Annotated in this window: 15 protein-coding genes; 4 read left to right on the top strand and 11 right to left on the bottom strand. The window is 69.6% G+C overall.

Annotation, left to right across the window (positions count from 1 at the left end; genetic code table 11):
* Positions 1-3: 3 nt before the first annotated feature.
* The 8 genes from GT347_RS16755 to GT347_RS16790 all read right to left on the bottom strand — a co-directional run bounded on the left by GT347_RS16755 (position 4) and on the right by GT347_RS16790 (position 7,700).
* A complete protein-coding gene (locus tag GT347_RS16755; RefSeq protein WP_160553294.1) occupies positions 4-720 on the bottom strand; it encodes an ABC transporter ATP-binding protein in 717 nt (238 codons plus the stop codon).
* On the bottom strand, positions 717-1,481 hold the full coding sequence (locus tag GT347_RS16760; RefSeq protein ID WP_160553295.1) for an ABC transporter ATP-binding protein: 765 nt from the start codon (positions 1,479-1,481) through the stop codon (positions 717-719). The genes GT347_RS16755 and GT347_RS16760 overlap by 4 nt, the downstream gene beginning before the upstream one ends.
* Positions 1,478-2,368 carry a branched-chain amino acid ABC transporter permease gene (locus GT347_RS16765; protein ID WP_160553296.1) on the bottom strand — a complete coding sequence of 297 codons (891 nt, stop codon included), beginning with the start codon at positions 2,366-2,368 and terminating at the stop codon, positions 1,478-1,480. Before GT347_RS16765 ends, GT347_RS16760 begins: the two co-directional genes overlap by 4 nt.
* Positions 2,368-3,240: a branched-chain amino acid ABC transporter permease gene (locus GT347_RS16770; RefSeq protein WP_160553297.1), complete on the bottom strand. Its 873-nt coding sequence runs from the start codon at positions 3,238-3,240 to the stop codon at positions 2,368-2,370. The genes GT347_RS16765 and GT347_RS16770 overlap by 1 nt, the downstream gene beginning before the upstream one ends.
* 8 nt (positions 3,241-3,248) lie before the next feature.
* Positions 3,249-4,496, bottom strand: a complete 1,248-nt coding sequence (locus GT347_RS16775) for an ABC transporter substrate-binding protein (RefSeq protein ID WP_229722346.1) — start codon at positions 4,494-4,496, stop codon at positions 3,249-3,251.
* A gap of 135 nt (positions 4,497-4,631) precedes the next feature.
* Positions 4,632-5,777 carry an NAD(P)/FAD-dependent oxidoreductase gene (locus GT347_RS16780; protein ID WP_229722347.1) on the bottom strand — a complete coding sequence of 382 codons (1,146 nt, stop codon included), beginning with the start codon at positions 5,775-5,777 and terminating at the stop codon, positions 4,632-4,634.
* A complete protein-coding gene (locus GT347_RS16785; protein ID WP_160553298.1) occupies positions 5,774-6,772 on the bottom strand; it encodes a 4-hydroxyproline epimerase in 999 nt (332 codons plus the stop codon). Before GT347_RS16785 ends, GT347_RS16780 begins: the two co-directional genes overlap by 4 nt.
* Positions 6,773-6,794: 22 nt before the next feature.
* Positions 6,795-7,700 (bottom strand): dihydrodipicolinate synthase family protein, encoded by a 906-nt coding sequence (locus GT347_RS16790; protein ID WP_160553299.1) that lies wholly within the window; start codon positions 7,698-7,700, stop codon positions 6,795-6,797.
* A gap of 319 nt (positions 7,701-8,019) precedes the next feature.
* On the opposite strand from GT347_RS16790, the gene GT347_RS16795 reads away from it, so the two are divergent.
* Both GT347_RS16795 and GT347_RS16800 read left to right on the top strand, forming a co-directional pair.
* A complete protein-coding gene (locus GT347_RS16795; RefSeq protein WP_160553300.1) occupies positions 8,020-8,736 on the top strand; it encodes a GntR family transcriptional regulator in 717 nt (238 codons plus the stop codon).
* 11 nt (positions 8,737-8,747) lie between these two features.
* Positions 8,748-9,461, top strand: a complete 714-nt coding sequence (locus GT347_RS16800; RefSeq protein ID WP_160553301.1) for a hypothetical protein — start codon at positions 8,748-8,750, stop codon at positions 9,459-9,461.
* A 10-nt stretch (positions 9,462-9,471) separates the two neighbouring features.
* Here the strand turns inward: GT347_RS16800 and GT347_RS16805 are convergent, their stop codons facing one another.
* Complete coding sequence (locus GT347_RS16805) at positions 9,472-10,212, bottom strand: dienelactone hydrolase family protein (protein WP_160553302.1); 741 nt, start codon at positions 10,210-10,212, stop codon at positions 9,472-9,474.
* 61 nt (positions 10,213-10,273) lie between these two features.
* Here GT347_RS16805 and GT347_RS16810 point away from each other — a divergent pair, with 61 nt between their 5' ends.
* Positions 10,274-11,395 carry a LacI family DNA-binding transcriptional regulator gene (locus GT347_RS16810; protein ID WP_407704103.1) on the top strand — a complete coding sequence of 374 codons (1,122 nt, stop codon included), beginning with the start codon at positions 10,274-10,276 and terminating at the stop codon, positions 11,393-11,395.
* A gap of 252 nt (positions 11,396-11,647) precedes the next feature.
* Positions 11,648-12,840 (top strand): IS3 family transposase gene (locus tag GT347_RS16815; RefSeq protein WP_160550549.1). Its coding sequence is split into 2 segments (ribosomal slippage): positions 11,648-11,921 and positions 11,921-12,840, totalling 1,194 coding nucleotides; the frame shifts between segments, so codons are not numbered across the junction.
* Between the two features lie 411 nt (positions 12,841-13,251).
* Here the strand turns inward: GT347_RS16815 and GT347_RS16820 are convergent.
* Both GT347_RS16820 and GT347_RS16825 read right to left on the bottom strand, forming a co-directional pair.
* Entirely contained in the window at positions 13,252-16,986 is a 3,735-nt protein-coding gene (locus tag GT347_RS16820) for a molybdopterin cofactor-binding domain-containing protein (protein ID WP_160553303.1), read from the bottom strand.
* Positions 16,983-17,471, bottom strand: a complete 489-nt coding sequence (locus GT347_RS16825; RefSeq protein ID WP_160553304.1) for a (2Fe-2S)-binding protein — start codon at positions 17,469-17,471, stop codon at positions 16,983-16,985. The genes GT347_RS16820 and GT347_RS16825 overlap by 4 nt, the downstream gene beginning before the upstream one ends.
* Positions 17,472-17,474: the final 3 nt, after the last annotated feature.

The raw sequence follows: 17,474 nt of genomic DNA on the forward strand, positions 1-17,474 counted from the left end.
GTGTCAGGTTTGTTCGCTGTGCTTGCCGAGGAAGAGGTCGGCCGCTTTCGGGTCGTTCAGCAGGTCCCGGGCGGCACCCTGCATGGCCACCCGGCCCTGGTCGATGATGTAGCCGCGCTGGCTGATGGCCAGCGACTGCCGGGCGCGCTGCTCCACCATCAGCACGGTGGTGCCGCTGGCGGGCAGCACCCGCACATAGTCCAGGATCTCGTCGACCCGGGCGGGCGAGAGGGCGGCGGTGGGTTCGTCCAGCAGCAGGGTGTCGGGCTGGCGCATCAGGGCGCGGGCGAAGGCCAGCTGCTGGCGCTCGCCGCCGGAGAGCGATCCGGCCGCGCGCCTGCGGTGCCCCGCCAGCGCCGGGAACAGGGCGTACATCGCATCGGCCCGCTCGCGCGGCTTCTTCACGCCCTGCACCACCAGCAGGTTCTCGTGCACCGACAACGAGGCGAACACATTGGCCACCTGGGGCACGTAGCCGATGCCGCAGTCGAGCCGGTCTTCCACCGACAGGGTGGCCAGGTCGGTGTCGCCCAGCATCACCGTGCCGCGCGAGCGCGGCAGCAGGCCCATGATGGCCTTGATGACGGTGGACTTGCCCGCGCCGTTGGTGCCGGCGATGGTGACGATCTCGCCCGGCATCACCTCCAGCGAGATGCCCTTGAGGATGTCGACCTCGCTGTAGCCGCCGGCCAGGTCCTGTACGCTCAGCACCGGCTTCATGCGGCGGCTCCCATGTAGGCGGCGCGCACCTGCGGGTGTTCCAGCACGGCGGCCGGCTCGCCATGGGCGATCAGCCTGCCGCTGTCGAGCACATAGAGGTCTTCGACCAGCCGGTTCAGCGCCATGAGGTTGTGTTCGATGATGAGAAAGCCGATGCCGCGCTCGCGGTTGATCTCGCGGATGCGCTCCGAAATTTCGTCGATCAGCACCGGGTTGACGCCGGCATAAGGCTCGTCGAGCAGGATGAAGCTCGGCTCGGACATCAGCGCCCGGCCCAGCTCCAGCAGCTTCTTCTGCCCGCCCGACAGGCCGCCCGCCAGCTTGCCGGCGACCGGCGCGAGCTTGAGGAAATCGATCAGGCTGTCGGCCCGCTCGCAAGCCTCCTGCTCGAACCTGCGCACCTTGCCGGGAGACAGGAAGAGCGACAGCAGCGACTCGCCCGGCTGCTTGCGCGGGCCGACCAGCAGGTTGTCGCGCACGGTGAGGTGCTTGAACTCGCGCGGGATCTGGAAGGTGCGGCCCAGGCCCATCTGCGCGCGTTTGTCGGCGCCGAGGGAGCCGAAGCCGGTGTCGCCGAAACGGACCTCGCCGCCGTCGGCCTGCATCAGGCCGCTGAGCACCGAGAACAGCGTGCTCTTGCCCGCGCCGTTGGGACCGATCATGCCGTGGATGCCGCCCAGCGTGGCCTCGAAGCTCACGCCCTGCAGCACCTGGAAGTCGCCATAGGCCAGGCTGATGTCCTTGACCGAGAGATGTTTCACTTGGCCCCCCGCGCGCCGAACACGCCCTGCGGCCGCCAGCGCATGAAAAGAATCAGCACCAGGCCGACGATGCCCAGCTGCAGGCTGCCCATGTGGGCGTCCGACACGCCCGGTATCACCCCGCGCAGGAACCGCACGCCCTCGGTGAAGGCCACCAGGATCACCGCCCCGGCCACCGCGCCGCGCAGCCGGCCGACGCCGCCCATGATGATGGCCATCCAGATGTAGAAGGTGACCAGGGGCAGGAACAGGTCCGGCACGATGTAGGTCATGTAGTGGGCGAAGAAGGCGCCCGCCAGGCCCGCGATGGCGCCGCCCAGCATCAGCACCTGGGTCTTGAAGACCGCCGGCTCCTTGCCCAGCACCCGCACGGCGGTCTCGTCGTCGCGGATCGCCTGGATGGTGCGGCCGTAGGGGCTGTGGGTGATGCGGCGCAGGAACAGCACCACGCCCACGATGCACAGCACCAGCATGCCCAGCAGCAGCATCTCGCTGAAACGCGGCGTGCCCCAGCTGGCACCCAGGCGCGGCACGCCGGCGATGCCGCGTACGCCCTCGGTGTACTGCTGCTCCTGCACCAGCACCAGGCGCCCGATCTCGGAAAAGCCCAGGGTGACGATGGCCAGGTAGTCGTCGCGCAGGCGCAGCGCGATGCGGCCCAGCGGCCAGGCCAGCAGGGCGGCGGCCAGGGCGGCTGCCGGGAAGGACAGCAGCGGGCTCAGCCCCGTCTTCATCGTCAGGATGGCCGAGGTATAGGCCCCCACGGCGAAGAAGCCCGCCAGCCCGAAGTTGATCAGGCCGGTGAAGCCGTACTGCAGGTCCAGCGACAGGCTCAGCAGGATGTAGATGCCGGTGACGATGGCGATGGTCAGGACATAGGTTTCCATCAGCGCACCTTCTGCACACGGTTGAACAGGCCCTGCGGCCGCACCAGCAGCACGATCACCATGACCACGTAGCCGATGGCGATCTTGTAGACGAAGCCGGTCCAGGGCGTGGCCAGTTCCTGCAGCATGCCCAGCAGGATGGCGCCCAGCACCGCGCCGACCGGGCTGCCCAGGCCGCCGATCACGGCGGCGGCGAAAGCCGGCAGCAGCAGGTTCCAGCCGGCATCCGGATAGATCACCGTGCGCACGCCCGAGACGGTGCCGGCGATGCCGCAGACCATGCCGGCGATGGCCCACATGGCGACCATGCAGCGCTCCCTGCGGATGCCGCTGACGCGGGCCAGGTCGGGGTCGTCCGCGATGGCGCGCAGCGAGCGGCCCAGCGGCGTCATGAACAGCAGCACGAAGACCGCCGCCAGCACCACGATGGTCAGCAGCGCCAGGCTGATGTCGGCCGGCAGGATGGAGATGTCGCCGAAACGCATGGCGCGCTGCAGCGGCATCTCGAAGGCGCGCGGCTCGTGGCCGAAGGCGATGCCCAGGGCGGCGCGCAGCACGAAGCCGACGCCGATGGAGGTCAGCATCAGCGTGATGACCGGGCGCCGCATCACCGGCCGGAAGGCCAGCCAGTAGGCGGCCAGCGCCGCGGCCGCGCCGGCCGCGGCGCCGCCCAGGCCGGCCACCACCAGCGAGCCGCTGAGGTGGTGCATGCCGAAGCCTGCGAAGCCGCCGACCGTCACGAAATCGCCGGTGGCGGCATTGGGGAATCGCGCCAAGCCATAGACCAGGGTGAGGGCGAGTGCGGGCAGGGCCATCAGCAGCCCCTCGACCAGCCCGTTGATCGCCAGGTTGATGTAGTCGGCGTAATTCACTGCCGGGCCTAGAGCTTGACGATGTACTTGCGGACCAGCTGGCCCTTCTCGATCTTCCAGGCGGCGAAGTCGGGCGTGACGTCGTTGAACTCGTCGAAGTTCAGCGCGCTGGAGGCGCCGATGTAGCTCACCCGTTCGCCGGCTTCGAGTTTCTTCTTGCCTTCGGCGAAGGTGTAGACCTGGGTGCCGCCGGCCGTGCCGATCTCGTGGACCTTCTTGGCGAGTTCGGTGCCGCTGGCCGTCGGGCCCGCGGCCTGCACCGCCAGGCCGAGGATGATGGCCTGGTCGTAGGCCATGGCCGCATAGGCGTTGCCCTGCACGTTGATGCCGGCCTTGCCCGCCGCTTCCGCGTAATGCTTGTAGCTGGGCGCGGCCTCGTTGCTGACCGTCTCGACCGAGATGATGCCCTCGGTCACTTCCGGGCCCAGGGCCTTGATCAGGTCGGCGTTGGCGGCCCAGCCCGGGATGATCCACTTGGTGTTGACGCCGGACTGATACCACTCGCGCAGGATGATGGTGGTGTCGGCCAGGTAGGAGCCGGTGACGATGACATCGGGCTTGGCGCGCAGCACCGATTGCAGTTCCGAGCGGTAGGAGGGGCGGTTGGGCTCGTACACCACGCTGGCCACGACCTCCTTGCCGGCGGCCTTCCAGGCGGTGGCGAAGCCCTCGGTATTGCCCAGGCCCGAGGCGTTGTTGAAGGCCATGGTGGCGGGCTTGGTGTAGCCCTCGCGCTTGGCGATCTCGGCGAAGGCGCGGCCGAAGCGGCCGTTGGTGGCCTGGAAGCGGAAGCCCAGCTTCTTGTCGTTGACCGGCGGGCCGCTCAGCGCCGGGGCGCCGGAGGCATGCATCAGCAGCACATTGGCTTCGTTGGTCAGCGGCATCACCGCCAGCGATTCGCCCGAGCTCCACACGCCGATCAGCGCCTTCACGTTGGACACCGACAGCAGCTTCTTGGCGCCCAGCACCGCGGCCTGAGGCGCGGTCTGCGAGTCCTCGCTGGAGACGACGAGTTTGGCGCCCTTGGCGCCGCCGGCCGCGTTGATCTCGGCCACGGCGATCTCGATGGCCTTGGACATGCCGGCGCCGTAGGGCGCGCCGGCACCGGTCACCGGCGTGAGCGCGCCGACCTGGAAGGTGGCCTGCTGGGCGAAGGCCGGGCTGGCGCACAGGGCGGCAAGGCCCACGGCGGACATGACGAAGGAGTGGATGGTTTTCATCTGCTTTTCCTGGTTGCGTGTACGGGAGGGCTTCATGTCGGGTTCCTGTGGCGTCGCGGTTGGAAGAAGGGACTCAGCGGAAACGGGAGATCGAGAAGGGCTGCAGGTCGATGGCGCCGTGCTCGCCGCCGAGCAGCTGGCCGATGAGGCGGGCGGTGGCGGCGCTCTGGGTCAGTCCCAGATGCCCATGGCCGAAGGCATAAAGAATGCCCGGGTGGGTGGGCGAGGGCCGATGACCGGCAGCGAATCGGGAGTGGCGGGGCGGTTGCCCATCCAGCGCCGGGCGCCGGCCTCCTGCAGGTCCGGCAGGTAGCGGCGGGCGAGCTGCAGCAGGGCGTCGCTGCGCTGGTAGTTGGGGGCGCTGTCCAGGCCGGCGAACTCGGCCGCGCCGCCGATGCGCAGGCCCACCGACAGGGGCGTGGCGACGAACTTGCGTTCGGCGAAGATCACCTCGCGGCCCAGCATCGAAGCGCTCTCTGGCAGGGTGGTGTTGTAGCCGCGCTCGCTCTCCAGCAGGGCCTTGTCGCCCACGCCCTGGCTGAGCCGCGCCGACCAGGCGCCGGCGGCCACCAGCAGGCGCTGGCCGGTGACCTTGCCGCCGCTGGCCAGCTGGGCCGTGGCCTGCGCCGGGCCCTGAGCCGAGATGGCGGCGACCTCGCCGCGCACCAGCACCGCGCCGCGCGCCTGCAGGGTTTCGCGCAGCCGCTGCACCACCCGCATCGGATCGTCGATATGGGCCCAGTCCTCCAGCATCACGCCGGCCGCGAAGGCGGGCGCGAGGGCTGGCTCCAGGCTGCGGATCTCGCTGGCCGAGACCTCGCGCCAGCGCACGCCCAGCGAGCGTTTCAGCGCCCATTCGGCGGCGTCCTGCGCGAAGGCGGCGGCGGTCTCGTAGACGGTGAGCGCGCCGCGTTTGTGGATGTCGCCTTGCAGGCCGATGTCGGCCAGCATGTCCTCGAAGGCAGGCAGGGAGATGTCGTTGATCGTGGCCAGCGCTCTTGCGATGCGCTGGAATCGCGCCGGCTCGGCCACCTTGCGCAGCGCCAGGAACCAGGGCAGCAGCCGCGGCGCATGCGCGGGCCGCACCGACAGCGGCCCCAGCGGATCGAGCAGCCAGCGCAGCGGCTTCAGGCCCAGCCCGGCCAGGCTCAGCGGCACGCATTCGCTGACCGCGATGCCGCCGGCATTGCCGTGGGAGGCCCGGTCGCCCTCGAAGTCGCGGTCCACGATGGAGACGGCCCAGCCGCGCCGCTGCGCCTCCCAGGCGCAGCTCAGGCCGACGATGCCGGCACCGACGACGACGAGATGCCCGCTCATTTCAGGATGAAGCCGTGGCGCAGCGGATCGCGCTCGTTGACGAAGAGGGTGTTGTGGCCGGTGATGCGGGCCCAGCCTTCGACCGTCGGCACGATGGCGTCGTAGTCGCCGACCTTGGCGCGCTCGGTGGCCATGCCGCGGAACTCGGTGCCGATGATGCTTTCGTGCACGAAGGGCACGCCGATCTCCAGCCGGCCCTTGGCCACGAGCTGCGCCATGCGGGCCGAGGTGCCGGTGCCGCAGGGCGAGCGGTCGATCGCCTTGTCGCCGTAGAAGACCGCGTTGCGCGCCGTGGCGCCGGGCTTCTTCGCGACGCCGGTCCACATCACATGGGACAGGCCGGCGATCTCCGGGAACTCCGGGTGGGCGAAGCGGTACTTCTCGTTGGCCTTGCGGCGCAGGATGGGGCTGAGGCGCTGGATGTCCGAAGGGCTCAGCTGGTCGAGGTCGGCATAGCCGGGCTGCGGCTCGACGATGGCGTAGAAGTTGCCGCCGTAGGCCGCGTCGAAACGCACCTCGCCCAGGCCTTCGACCTCGACCGAGAGATCGCTCGAATGCAGGAAGGAGGGCACGATGGTGAGCCGCACCGACTCCACGTACGGGCCGTCCATGGTGTAGCGGGCCAGCACCAGGCCGGCGGGCGTGTCCAGGCGCAGCAGGCCGGGTTCGCGCGGCTGCACCAGGCCGTTCTCGATGATGAAGGTGACGGTGCCGATGGTGCCGTGGCCGCACATCGCCAGGCAGCCGCTGACCTCGATGAAGAGGATGGCGATGTCGCAGTCCGGCCGGGTGGGCGGATAGAGGATGGTGCCGCTCATCACGTCGTGGCCGCGCGGCTCGAACATGAGGGCGGTGCGCACCCAGTCGAAGTCGCGCTCGAAGTGGGCGCGGCGCTCGATCATGGTCCGGCCCTCCAGCGCGGGCGCGCCGCCGGTCACCAGGCGCACCGGGTTGCCGCAGGTGTGGCCGTCGATGCAGAAGAAGCTGTGGTTCATGGCGGGCGCTCCGGCGCTGGCTTCAGTAGCCCAGGGCGCGCAGGTCGGCGAGGGTCTGCCTGGTGATCGCCACCGTGTTCTCGCGCTCGGCGCCGGCCAGGGGCTGGCGCGGGGGCTTGACGGCCTCGGAGGTGCCGCTGGTCATGTTCTCGGCCAGCTTGATGTGCTGCACCAGCTTGACCAGGGTGTCGAGGTAGTAGAGCGGATCGAGCGCGGTGTAGAGCTTGCGGGCCTTGGCGAAGTCGCCGGCGATCAGCAGGTTGAGCAGGTCGACCGAGGCCTTGGGCACGGCATTGGCCATGCCCGAGACCCAGCACTTCACGCCCAGGGCGGCGCTTTCCACGATCAGGTTGTCCACGCCGCAGACCACGTTGAGCCGGTCGCCGAAGCGGCTCAGCAGGCCGGTGATGCGGTGGGTCTCGTAGGACTCTTCCTTGATGGCGACGATGGTCGGCGCTTCGAGCAGCTCGGCGATCACGTCGGCCGTCAGGTCCACGCCGTAGCCGCGCGGGTTGTTGTAGAGCAGGATGGGCAGGGCGCTGGCCTTTGCGACGGCCTTGTAGAACTGCACCGTCTCGGCGGTGTCGGACTTGTAGGTGAGGCCGGGGAAGACCATGAGGCCATTCACGCCGATCTTCTCGGCCTCCCGGGCGAAGGTCACGGCGGAGGCGGTGTTGGTCTCGGCCAGGCCCGAGATCACCGGCACCCGGCCCTTGACCAGTTCGACCGCGGTGCGCAGCACGGTGAGTTTTTCCGCCGGGGAGAGCTGGGCGTTCTCGCCCACCATGCCCATCATCACCACCCCGCCGACGCCGGCCTGGATCAGCCGCTCCAGGCCGGCGCCGATGGCCGGGATGTCGAGGGAGAAGTCGGCCTTGAGTTTGGTGGTGACGGCCGGGAAGACGCCGGTCCAGTTGACGGAGGTCATGCAGAAGATCCTTGATGGGTGCCGCGAGAACGCGAGCCGGGGTAGGTGGGCGCAGCCAATATATTGGATACAACTTCAGTGGGGACGCAGGAACCATGCCGGCTACCAACGCCGCTGGTCCACACCCCTGCTAACATCGGGTCTATGGTTGGACTGGATGTTGGATCCAATATATATTTTTATTAAACCATCGCCTTCTTGCCGCCTGCAAGGGGTTTTCCAGGAGACGCCGCCATGCCGCGGACCGGTGCCGCCAGCCCCTGCCTGGGGCATGCGGCGGGCCATGGCGGTGCGGACGACATCAGGAGTTTCAACAGACATGCCGGCAAGCCAGCCACAGGCCGCCACCGCTGCGGCGCAGGACAGCGAAGGGCGCAGGCTCGTACGCAAGACGGCGGTCGAACTCGTCGTGGACGAGGTGCGCGCGCGCATCCTCAGCGGCGAATGCGCGCCCGGCTCGCCCCTGCGCCAGGAGGCGCTGGCCGAGGAACTCGGCGTGAGCCGCATACCGCTGCGCGAGGCGATGCGGCTGCTGAGTTCCGAAGGCCTGGTGGACCTGATTCCGCACCGCGGCTCCTTCGTCTCGATGCTGTCGACCGAGGAGGTGCAGGAGTTTTTCGACCTGCGGCTGCGGCTGGAGCCCTGGCTGTTCCGCCAGGCCTCCACCCAGCTGACCGAGGCCGAGCTGCAGGCCGCCACGTCCCTGGTCGACCGCATGGATTCGGCCAGCGCCAGCGAGTGGGGGCCGCTGAACTGGCAGCTGCACGGCCTGCTCTACGGCGGGGCGCGCAGGCCTGCGGCCGTCAACCTGGTGCGCACCCTGCACGAGAAGTCGGAGCGGTATTTCCGTTTCCAGGCGGTCAATGCCGACATCCGGCAGCAGTCGCGGCAGGAGCATCTGGAGCTGATCGCCCTGTGCCGCCAGCGCCAGCCCGATCTGGCGGAGCAGGCCATGGAGCGCCATATCGCGGACGCGGCCGGGCACATCCTGCAGATCGTCCGCCGCTACCTCGATGCGCCCGGGGCCGCGGCCTAAACTGCGCGCCGATGCGCGGCGATCCAACTTCCTACTTTCTCTCCGGCGAGAGCTTGCGCAGCCGCGGCGTGGGCGAACGGGTGCTGGCCGGCACGGTGGATTTGCCTCCCCTGCCCGAACGCCTGCTGGCCGACTGGCGGCGCGAGGCCCGCGAGGAACTGGGCATGGAGCCCGGCGATGTCGAAGTCATGCGCCTGGCCCGGGCGCGTGTTCGCTGGCCGGGGCTGCGCGAATGCCAGGCCGCCGCCGGCGCCTGGCTGGCCTCGCAAGGGCTGGATGCCCGGCTGCTGGAGGACGCCGACATGGCCCTGATGGCCTGCCTGGGCGCCCGCTTCCACCATGACGGCGCGCAGTACGGCCATGCCGCCTTCTTCAATCTCTTCGTCGGCGAGGACCGGGGCCTGGACCTGCTGTTCGCCCTGGGCGGCCAGCGCATCCCGCTGGTGCGCGGCACCGCCGTGGTCTTCGATACCTGCCAGCCGCATGCGGTGGTGCCGCGCGGCGCCTCGGCCTTCGACGCGGCCGCCTTCCTGCCGGAGCACGACTGGCTGCAGTTCTTCCTGACCTGGGAGTTGCCGGTCGAGGAGCCGGCGCTGGCGGGGGCGCTGGGCATCGCCTTCGATGTGGATCCGGAGGTGGCGGCCGTCCCGCACGAGCAGCTGCGGGTGCATGGCAGGCCGGCCGAGCCCTGCCCGGCCTCGGGGCGCTGGCTGGGTGGCTTCTAGCGGCGCGGCTTCAGGCGCGCAGCTTCTGCTCGAACAGCGCCCGCAGGGCCGACCAGCCGCGCGCCGCGCCGGCCGGGTCGTACACCGGGAAGTCGGTCACCATCCAGCCGTGGGCGGCGCCGGCATAGGTCTCGGCGCGGTAGTGCACGCCGCCTTCGGCCAGGGCCTGCTCGAAGCGCTCGGCCATCTCGGGTGGATAGCTGCCGTCCTGGTCGGCCGCCGCCAGGTAGAGCTCCGCTTTCAGCTGGCCGGCGATCCGGTGCGGGCTGGTCGGCGCATCCGTGGCCAGGTTGCCGCCGTGGAAACTCGCCACCGCCGCGAAGCGGTCTGTATGGGTGGCGGCGGCGCTGATGGCCATGCCGCCGCCCATGCAGAAACCGACCGCGCCCAGCGGGCCTTGGGCGACGGCATCGTGGCCCTCCATGAAGGCCAGGAAGGCCTCGCAGTCCTGCGCCGCCTTGTCGTTGCCGGTGGTCGCCATCAGCGGGCCGAGGATGGCGCCCACATCGCCCGCGAAAACCTCGCGCGGCACCAGCGGCCCGTAGGCGCCGTAACGGTAGTAGGGGTCGGGCAGCAGCACCGCATAGCCCATGTCGGCCAGCATCTGCGCCATCTCCACCATGGCCGGCCGGATGCCGCCGGCATCGGCGTAAAAGATCACGCCCGGCCAGCGGCCCTCGGCGGCGGGAGTGAGGAGCCAGGCGGGGCAGGCGCCGTCGCGTGTCGGGATGGTGGTGGCGGTGCAGGTCATGCGCCAGTCTAGACCGAGCGTGCCCTGTTCGTGGCGGATGCCGGCGCTACCATTGCCCGCCATGCCATCGACCAAGGCCCCCTTGCCGCGCCAGCCCGCTTCCTCCGATTCCGCCCTGCCGGCCGGCCGCGCCACCATCGCCGACGTGGCGCGTGCCGCGGGGGTCTCCAAGGCCACCGTCTCGCGTTTCTTCAACCACCGCGAGACCCTGCTGACGCCCGACATCGCCGCGCGTGTGCAGGCGGCCGTCACGGCCCTGGCCTATTCCCCCAGCCCCATGGCGCAGGCCTTGAGCCGGGGGCGTTCGCGCCTGATCGGCCTGGTGGTGGCGGATGTCACCAACCCGTTTTCGGTGGCGGTGCTGCGCGGCGCCGAGAAGGCCTGCCAGGAGGCCGGCTACCTGGTGATGCTGTTCAACCTCGGCAACGAGAGCGGGCGCGAGCGCCAGGCGATCGAGGCGCTGGCCTCCTACCAGGTGGAGGGCTTCATCCTCAACCGGGTGGGGGACGATGCGGCGGCCATGGCCGAGGCCGCACGCAAGGCCAGGCCGATGGTGCTGGTGGACCGGCGCAACGACACGCTGGCGGCCGACTTCGTCTCGCTCGACAACGTGGGCGCCACCCGCATGGCTGCGCAGCATCTGCTCGATGCCGGGTTCCGGCACCTGCTGTTCGTGACCGAACCGGTGGCGGATGTGAGTTCGCGGGTGGAGCGGGCCGAGGCCTTTCTTGCCTTTGTGCAGGCGGCCGGCATTTCGGGGGATGTGCTGGAGCATGAGCACGACGATGCGGGCCTGAGTGCCGGGTTGCGGCGGCTGCGTGCCGGGGCTGCTGGAGGACGTGCCGCGGTCATCAGCGGGAATGCGGTCACGACCTTGCGGGTGTCCACCGTGGTGGCTGGCATGGGGTGGAGCTGGGGGCTGGACCTGGGGTTCGTCGGCTTCGATGAGACCGACTGGGCGCCTTTGGTAGGGCCCGGGCTTACTACTGTTGCCCAGCCTACGGATGCCTTGGGGCATGCTGCTGTGGCTTGCCTGTTGGAGCGCTTGCGGGGGCTGGGCATGCGCCTCGGGAGATTTTGTTGCCTGGGCGCCTGGTGGTTCGTCGGTCTTCGGGTGGTGGTGCCTAGGGGCTCTGGACAGGGTTTGGTGGAGTGGGGGCGGGTTTGTTGCGGGTGCTGCTGATGTAGGGGCGCGGCTCTTTTGTCGAGGGGGCGTTTGCTGGGGAGGGTGGGTCTCCTGGCGGAGGGCGGGGCTGGGGCTGCGCGCCCCAGACCGCGCTCACTTTCTTTGCTTCGCCAAAGAAAGTAAGCAAAGAAAGGCGACCCGACACCCGAGGCCCTTCGGGCACCGCTGCGGTACTCGCAAAGGCGTGTCCTGGTCTAATTTCCAAAGACAAGTCGATAGGGGATTCAAACCCCTGAGGACAACTGGAACATGACGAACCGCCTTCCCCGCCGCAGCTTCGACGAGGCCTTCAAGCTTCAAGTCGTCAAGATGATCCGAGAGCAGAACCTGAGCGTGCCACAGGTCTGCAGAGACATGAGCCTGACCGACAGCGCGGTGCGCCGTTGGGTCGAGCAATACGATGCAGAGAGTGCAGGCCAGCCCGGCATTGGCAAGCCTTTGACCGAGGAGCAACGGCGTATTCGTCAGCTCGAAGCAGAGCTGCGGCAACTGCGCCAGGACAACGACATCTTAAAAAAAGCATCGGCCTTCTTCGCCCGGGAACTGAAGTAATCCACCGCGTGATTGCTCAGTGGCAGAAGAAGGCCGAGACAGTTGCAGTGAGCACGCTGTGTCGTGTCTTGAGTGTCAGCCGAGCAGGTTATTACGCAGCTCTTAAACGAGCAGCTCGGCCTGCCGTAATCGAGCCCATTGAGGTGCAATTGAAGGCCGCATTTACAGCGAGCGGGCGCAGTTACGGCAGCCGTCGGTTGCGTGCTGCGCTCGAGGTCCAGGGCATTGACGTTGGCCGCTGGCGCATACGCCGACTAATGCGCGAACACCGCCTGCAGCCAAGCTGGAAGCGCAAATTCGTTCACACCACCGACAGCCGCCACACGCTGCCGGTGGCTGCAAACGTGCTGCAGCGGCAATTCGCGCCAGCCTCGGCCAATCAAGCTTGGGTGGCAGACATCACCTATATCCGGACTCGCAGCGGCTGGCTTTATCTGGCTGCCGTCCTGGACCTGTATTCACGCAAGTTGATTGGCTGGGCTACTGCACCGAGCATGCCGGCAGAGCTGGTCTGTGCGGCTTTGGAGATGGCCATTGGCCAACGAAAACCCAGCCCCGGCTTGATCGTGCATACCGACCGGGGCAGTCAATATGCCAGCGAGCTTCATCGCGACGTACTGCAACGCCACGGCCTGCTGGCCAGCATGAGCGGCAAGGGCAACTGCTGGGACAACGCGGTGATGGAGCGCTTCTTCTTGAACTTGAAGATGGAGCGCGTCTGGCAGCGCGACTACGCCAATCACGCTGAGGCTGCTGCAGACATCGGCGACTACATCGTCGGCTTCTACAACAGCACTCGACTGCATTCGACATTGGGTTATCTGCCGCCCAACGCCTTCGAGCGAAAAATGGCAGCAACACGCCCTATCGAACTGTCCGAAAATTCTTGACCAGGACAGCGGGGTCCACGACAACTCGCTTCGCTCAAACAGGTCGTGGCCCTGATCCGCCTTTGCTCCGTTCCTCGCTCTCGGGCTAACGGGACCCGGGAGCGGGGACAGCGGCTGCTTCGCAGCGCAACGGGCCGTCGCTGCGCTCGGCCTGGGTTTGAAAGGCGGCGCTCAGTGTGGACTGGTGTTCAATCAGAGGCCGAGCGAAGCGACGGCCCGTCGCCCTGCGAAGCAGCGGCTGTCCCCGCTCCCCGGGTCCCGTCTGAGGGTGAGCGAGGAGCGCAGCAAAAGTGGATCAGGGCCACGACCTGTTTGAGCGAAGCGAGTTGTCGTGGACCCCGCTTTTGCGAGCACCGCAGCGTGCCCCCTCCGAAGGAGGGGGACTCCCGCAGCCGGGTCGCCTTTCTTTGCTTACTTTCTTTGGCGAAGCAAAGAAAGTGAGCGCGGTCTGGGGCGCGCAGCCCCAGCTCCGCCCTCCGCCAAGGAGAACCCCCCTGAGCAACAGCAAAACTCACCCCCCCGAAGCCTGCCAACCGAAGCCTCCACCCCTTCCCAGGCCCTCCGCCCCGGCGCAAACCGCGCCCGCATATACCCCGCCAGATCGGCGATCTGCCGATCGTCCAGAACGTCGCCGAACGCAGGCATGAAACCGACGGCGGCCGTAGGCGGCTGCCGCACACCTTCTAGGATGGCCCGCAGCAGGTTGTCGGGCGAATCGCTGTGCAGATTGCTGTTGAGCGCCAGCGGCACGTTGGCACCCAGCAGCTTCGGCCCGGCACCGTCGTGATGGCAGGCCGCGCAGGCCGAGTCGAACATGCGTTGCGCCGCGCCCGGCGGCGGAGCCGACGCCGCCGCGGCCAGCACCGCCTGGCGTGCCAGCGAGGGTGCATCGGCCGGCGCGCCGTTGAAGGAGGACAGGTAGCGCGCCATCGCGCGGATGTCCTCGTCCGGCAGGCTTTGCAGCTCAGCCACCACCGGCCCCATCGGCCCCCCGGCCGTGCCATGTTCGGCGCTGTGCCCGGTGCGCAGGTACTGGTAGAGCGCCTCGGCGCTCCAGGGCACAGGCGCCTTCGACAGCGCCGTCAGCGCCGGGGCTTCCCAGCCATCCACCATGGCGCCGGAGAGGAAGGCGTTGCCCGTCCGCTCCGCGCCGAGCGCATTGCGCGGCGTATGGCAGGCGCCGCAATGCCCCAGGCCCTGCACCAGGTAGGCGCCGCGGTTCCATTCGGCCGATTGCGCGGCGTCGGCGCGGTAGGGCGTGGCCTCGTGGAACAGGGCGTTCCAGCCGGCCATCAGGGGCCGCACGCCGAACGGGAACTTCAGGTCCGCTGGCGGCGTGGCGGCCCGCACGGCGGGCTGGCTCATCAGGTAGGCGTAGATCGCGGTCAGGTCCGCGTCGTCGATCCTGGCGAAGGCGGTGTAGGGGAAGGCCGGGTACAGCCGGTGGCCGTCGCGCGAGATGCCTTCGCGCATCGCCCGCTGGAAGGCGCTGAAGGACCAGGCGCCGATGCCGGTCTCCACATCCGGCGTGAGGTTGGTGGTGTAGATGCGGCCGAAGGGTGTTTCCATGGCCCGGCCGCCGGTGTTGGCCACGCCGCCCGGCACGGTGTGGCAGACCGCGCAATCGCCCGCCGCGGCGAGCTGGCGCCCGCGCTTCACCGTGGCCGGGGAATAGACGGCCGACCAGCCGCCCGCCGGCAAGGCCACCGGCGCGATCGCCGGCGGCATGCCCAGCAGGCCCGCGCCCAGCCCGAAGGCGCCGGCCGCCAGGGCGCCGATGCCGGCCCACAGCGAGCGGCGACGCGGCCAGGGCGCATCCACCGGCAGGGTGCGCACCGGCGGCCCGGCAGGCTCTTCGGGCGCGGCGGCATCGCCGAACAGCGGCTGCTGCGCCAGCGCCGCCCGCACCGTCTCCGGCGTGAAGGGCGGCGCACGAAAACGCAGGCCGGTCGCATCGAAGATCGCATTGGCGATGGCCGCCGTGCCCGGCACCGAGGACGATTCACCCACGCCCAGCGGCGCCTCCCCCGGGCGCGGCATGTGCAGCACCTCGATCACCGGCACTTCGCGGAAATTCAGGATCGGATAGCTGCCCCACTCCCGGTTCAGCGGCACGCCCGGGGCCGCTGAACCGCCCGGTGCGAAATCGACTCTTTCCTTGAGCGAGCGGCTCATGGTCTGCAGCACATTGCCGTGGATTTGATGGTCCACGCCCGCCGGGTTCACCAGCAGACCGGCGTCGTGGCCCACCACCACCCGCCGCACATGGACCTCGCCGGTGCGGCGGTTGACTTCCACATCCGCCACCCAGGCCGCCCAGGCCGCGCCGAAGCCCGGCCATTTGCTGTGGTTGTAGCGGGCATAGGCGAAGCCCTGGCCGCGCAGCCATTCACCCTCGGCGGGCTGCTGCCGTGGTGCGGTGTGCGCCAGCCAGCCGGCCTTGGCGGCGGTGGCGGCGACGAGTTCGGCGGCCCTCGCATCGGGCAGGTGGCGCAGCCGGAATTCCACCGGGTCGGCGCCGGCCGCCGTGGCCAGTTCGTCGATATAACTTTCGTGCGCGAAGGAGCTGGGCAGGGCCGACACGCCACGCAGCCAGGAGGCCCGCACGATGAGCGGCATGTCGTTCACCCCGACCCGCAGGTTGCGATAGGCGTATGGCGGGCGCGCGGTGCGGTCGCCCATCTCGTAGGCCTGGGCCAGGGGCTCGATGCTGCGTGTCAGCAGCAGGGCCAGGGTGGGCGCGCCGTTGGAGGGATAGCTGCTGCAGAAGTCGTAGGCCGCCACCGAGCCGTCGGCATCGAGCCCGCCGCGGATCTCCATCAGCTGCGCCGCGCCCTTGGGCTCCCAGAGGTGCTCCTGCTCGCGGCTCAGCTGCACCCGCACCGGCGCGCCCACGGCACGGGCCAGCAGCGCGGCATCGGCGGCCACGTCGTCGGCGCAGTTGCGGCCGTAGCAGCCGGCGGCTTCCATGCGCACCAGGTCGATGTCGATATCGGCCAGGCCGGTCAGCCGCGCCAGGTCGGCGCGCAGCACATGCGGGTTCTGCGTGCCGGCCCAGACCTTCAGGCGGCCGTCGGCCCAGTCGGCCACCGCGCAGGAGGGGCCGATGGAGGCATGCAGCTGGTAGGGCCAGACATAGGTGCGCGGCATGGGGGTGGCCATGCCTTGCAGCGCCCCGTCCACATCGCCCTCTTCCACCAGCGGCCGGTGGGTGGCGCTGTTGGTGCGCAGGGCATGGGCGATGTCCGACAGGTCCGGCAGGCCGGGCCAGGATTTCCATCGCACCCGCAGTTCACCCATGGCCTGCTCGGCCTGCTCCTCGCGCTCGGCGACGATGCCGACGAAGTCGCGTATCACCACCACCGCGCGAATGCCGGGGATGTGGGCGATGGAGCTTTCGTCCACCGCTTCCAGCGTGTTGCCGATGAAGTCGCCATGGTCGGCGCCGGCATAGGGCGGCCGCACCACCCGGCCGTGCAGCATGCCGGGCAGGCGCATGTCGTGCACGAAGACGAGTTCGCCGGTGGCCTTGGCGGGGATGTCCACGCGGGGCTGGGGCGTGCCGACGAGGCGGTAGTCGGCGGCCGCCTTGAGCGGCGTGGCCGGATCGAGCAGCAGCTCCGTATGGCCTTCGACCAGGTCGCCATAAGCGACGCGACGGGCCGGATCGGCCGACACGAACACCCAGCCATCCCGCGTGGCCAGCCGTTCGGCCGCCACGCCGAGCCGGGCGGCGGCCCTGGCGACCAGCCAGCCGCGCGCCTGCGCCGCCGCCAGCCGCAGCGGCTGCGCATGGTTCTGGATCGAGCCGCTGGCGATGGTGGCGCCCTGGTTGGGCGCCCGGGTGGTGTCGCCCAGCACCATGTGCAGGCGGTCCAGCGACAGGTCGAGTTCCTCGGCGGCGATCTGGCCCAGCGCGGTGCGGATGCCGGTGCCCAGGTCCACATGGCCGTTGAGCGCGGTGGCGCTGCCGTCGTCCCAGACGGCGAGCAGGATCTCCACGCCTTCGGCGGGGTTGCCCGCCACCGCCGCCGGCTGGCCCCGGGCGGGCAGCGGCGGCGCGGGCGGATGGCGCACCACCAGCAGCACGCCCTGGGCGCGGTGGAAGTCGGCCCGGGTCTGCGGCGTCTGGGCGCGCAGGGTCATGCCTTGGTGGCCCGGTTCGGGTTCTGCATCAGCACCACCGCCCGCCGCACCGCCCGCAGGATCTCCACATGGGTGCCGCAACGGCAGAGGTTGCCGGAGAGTTCGTCGCGCATGCGGGCCTCGCTCGGCTCGGGCTCGCGCGCCAGCAGGGCGGCCGTGGCCATCACCATGCCGTTGAGGCAGTAGCCGCATTGCGCGGCCTGCTCCTCGATGAAGGCCTGCTGCACCGGATGCGGCGCCTCGCGGCTGCCCAGGCCCTCCAGCGTGGTGATGCTGCGGCCCTGCACACCCATGGCCGGGATCACGCAGGCCCGCGCCGCCACCCCATCGACCAGCACGGTGCAGGCGCCGCACTGGCCCAGCCCGCAGCCGTACTTGGGCCCGTTGAGCGCCAGGTCGCTGCGCAGCACCTGCAGCAGGCTGGCATGGCGGCCGGCCTCGACCCGGACCGCGGCGCCGTTGACGGTCAGGGCGAAGCCGGGCATGTC

Source organism: Xylophilus rhododendri (genome assembly GCF_009906855.1).
Classification (GTDB): domain Bacteria; phylum Pseudomonadota; class Gammaproteobacteria; order Burkholderiales; family Burkholderiaceae_C; genus Xylophilus; species Xylophilus rhododendri.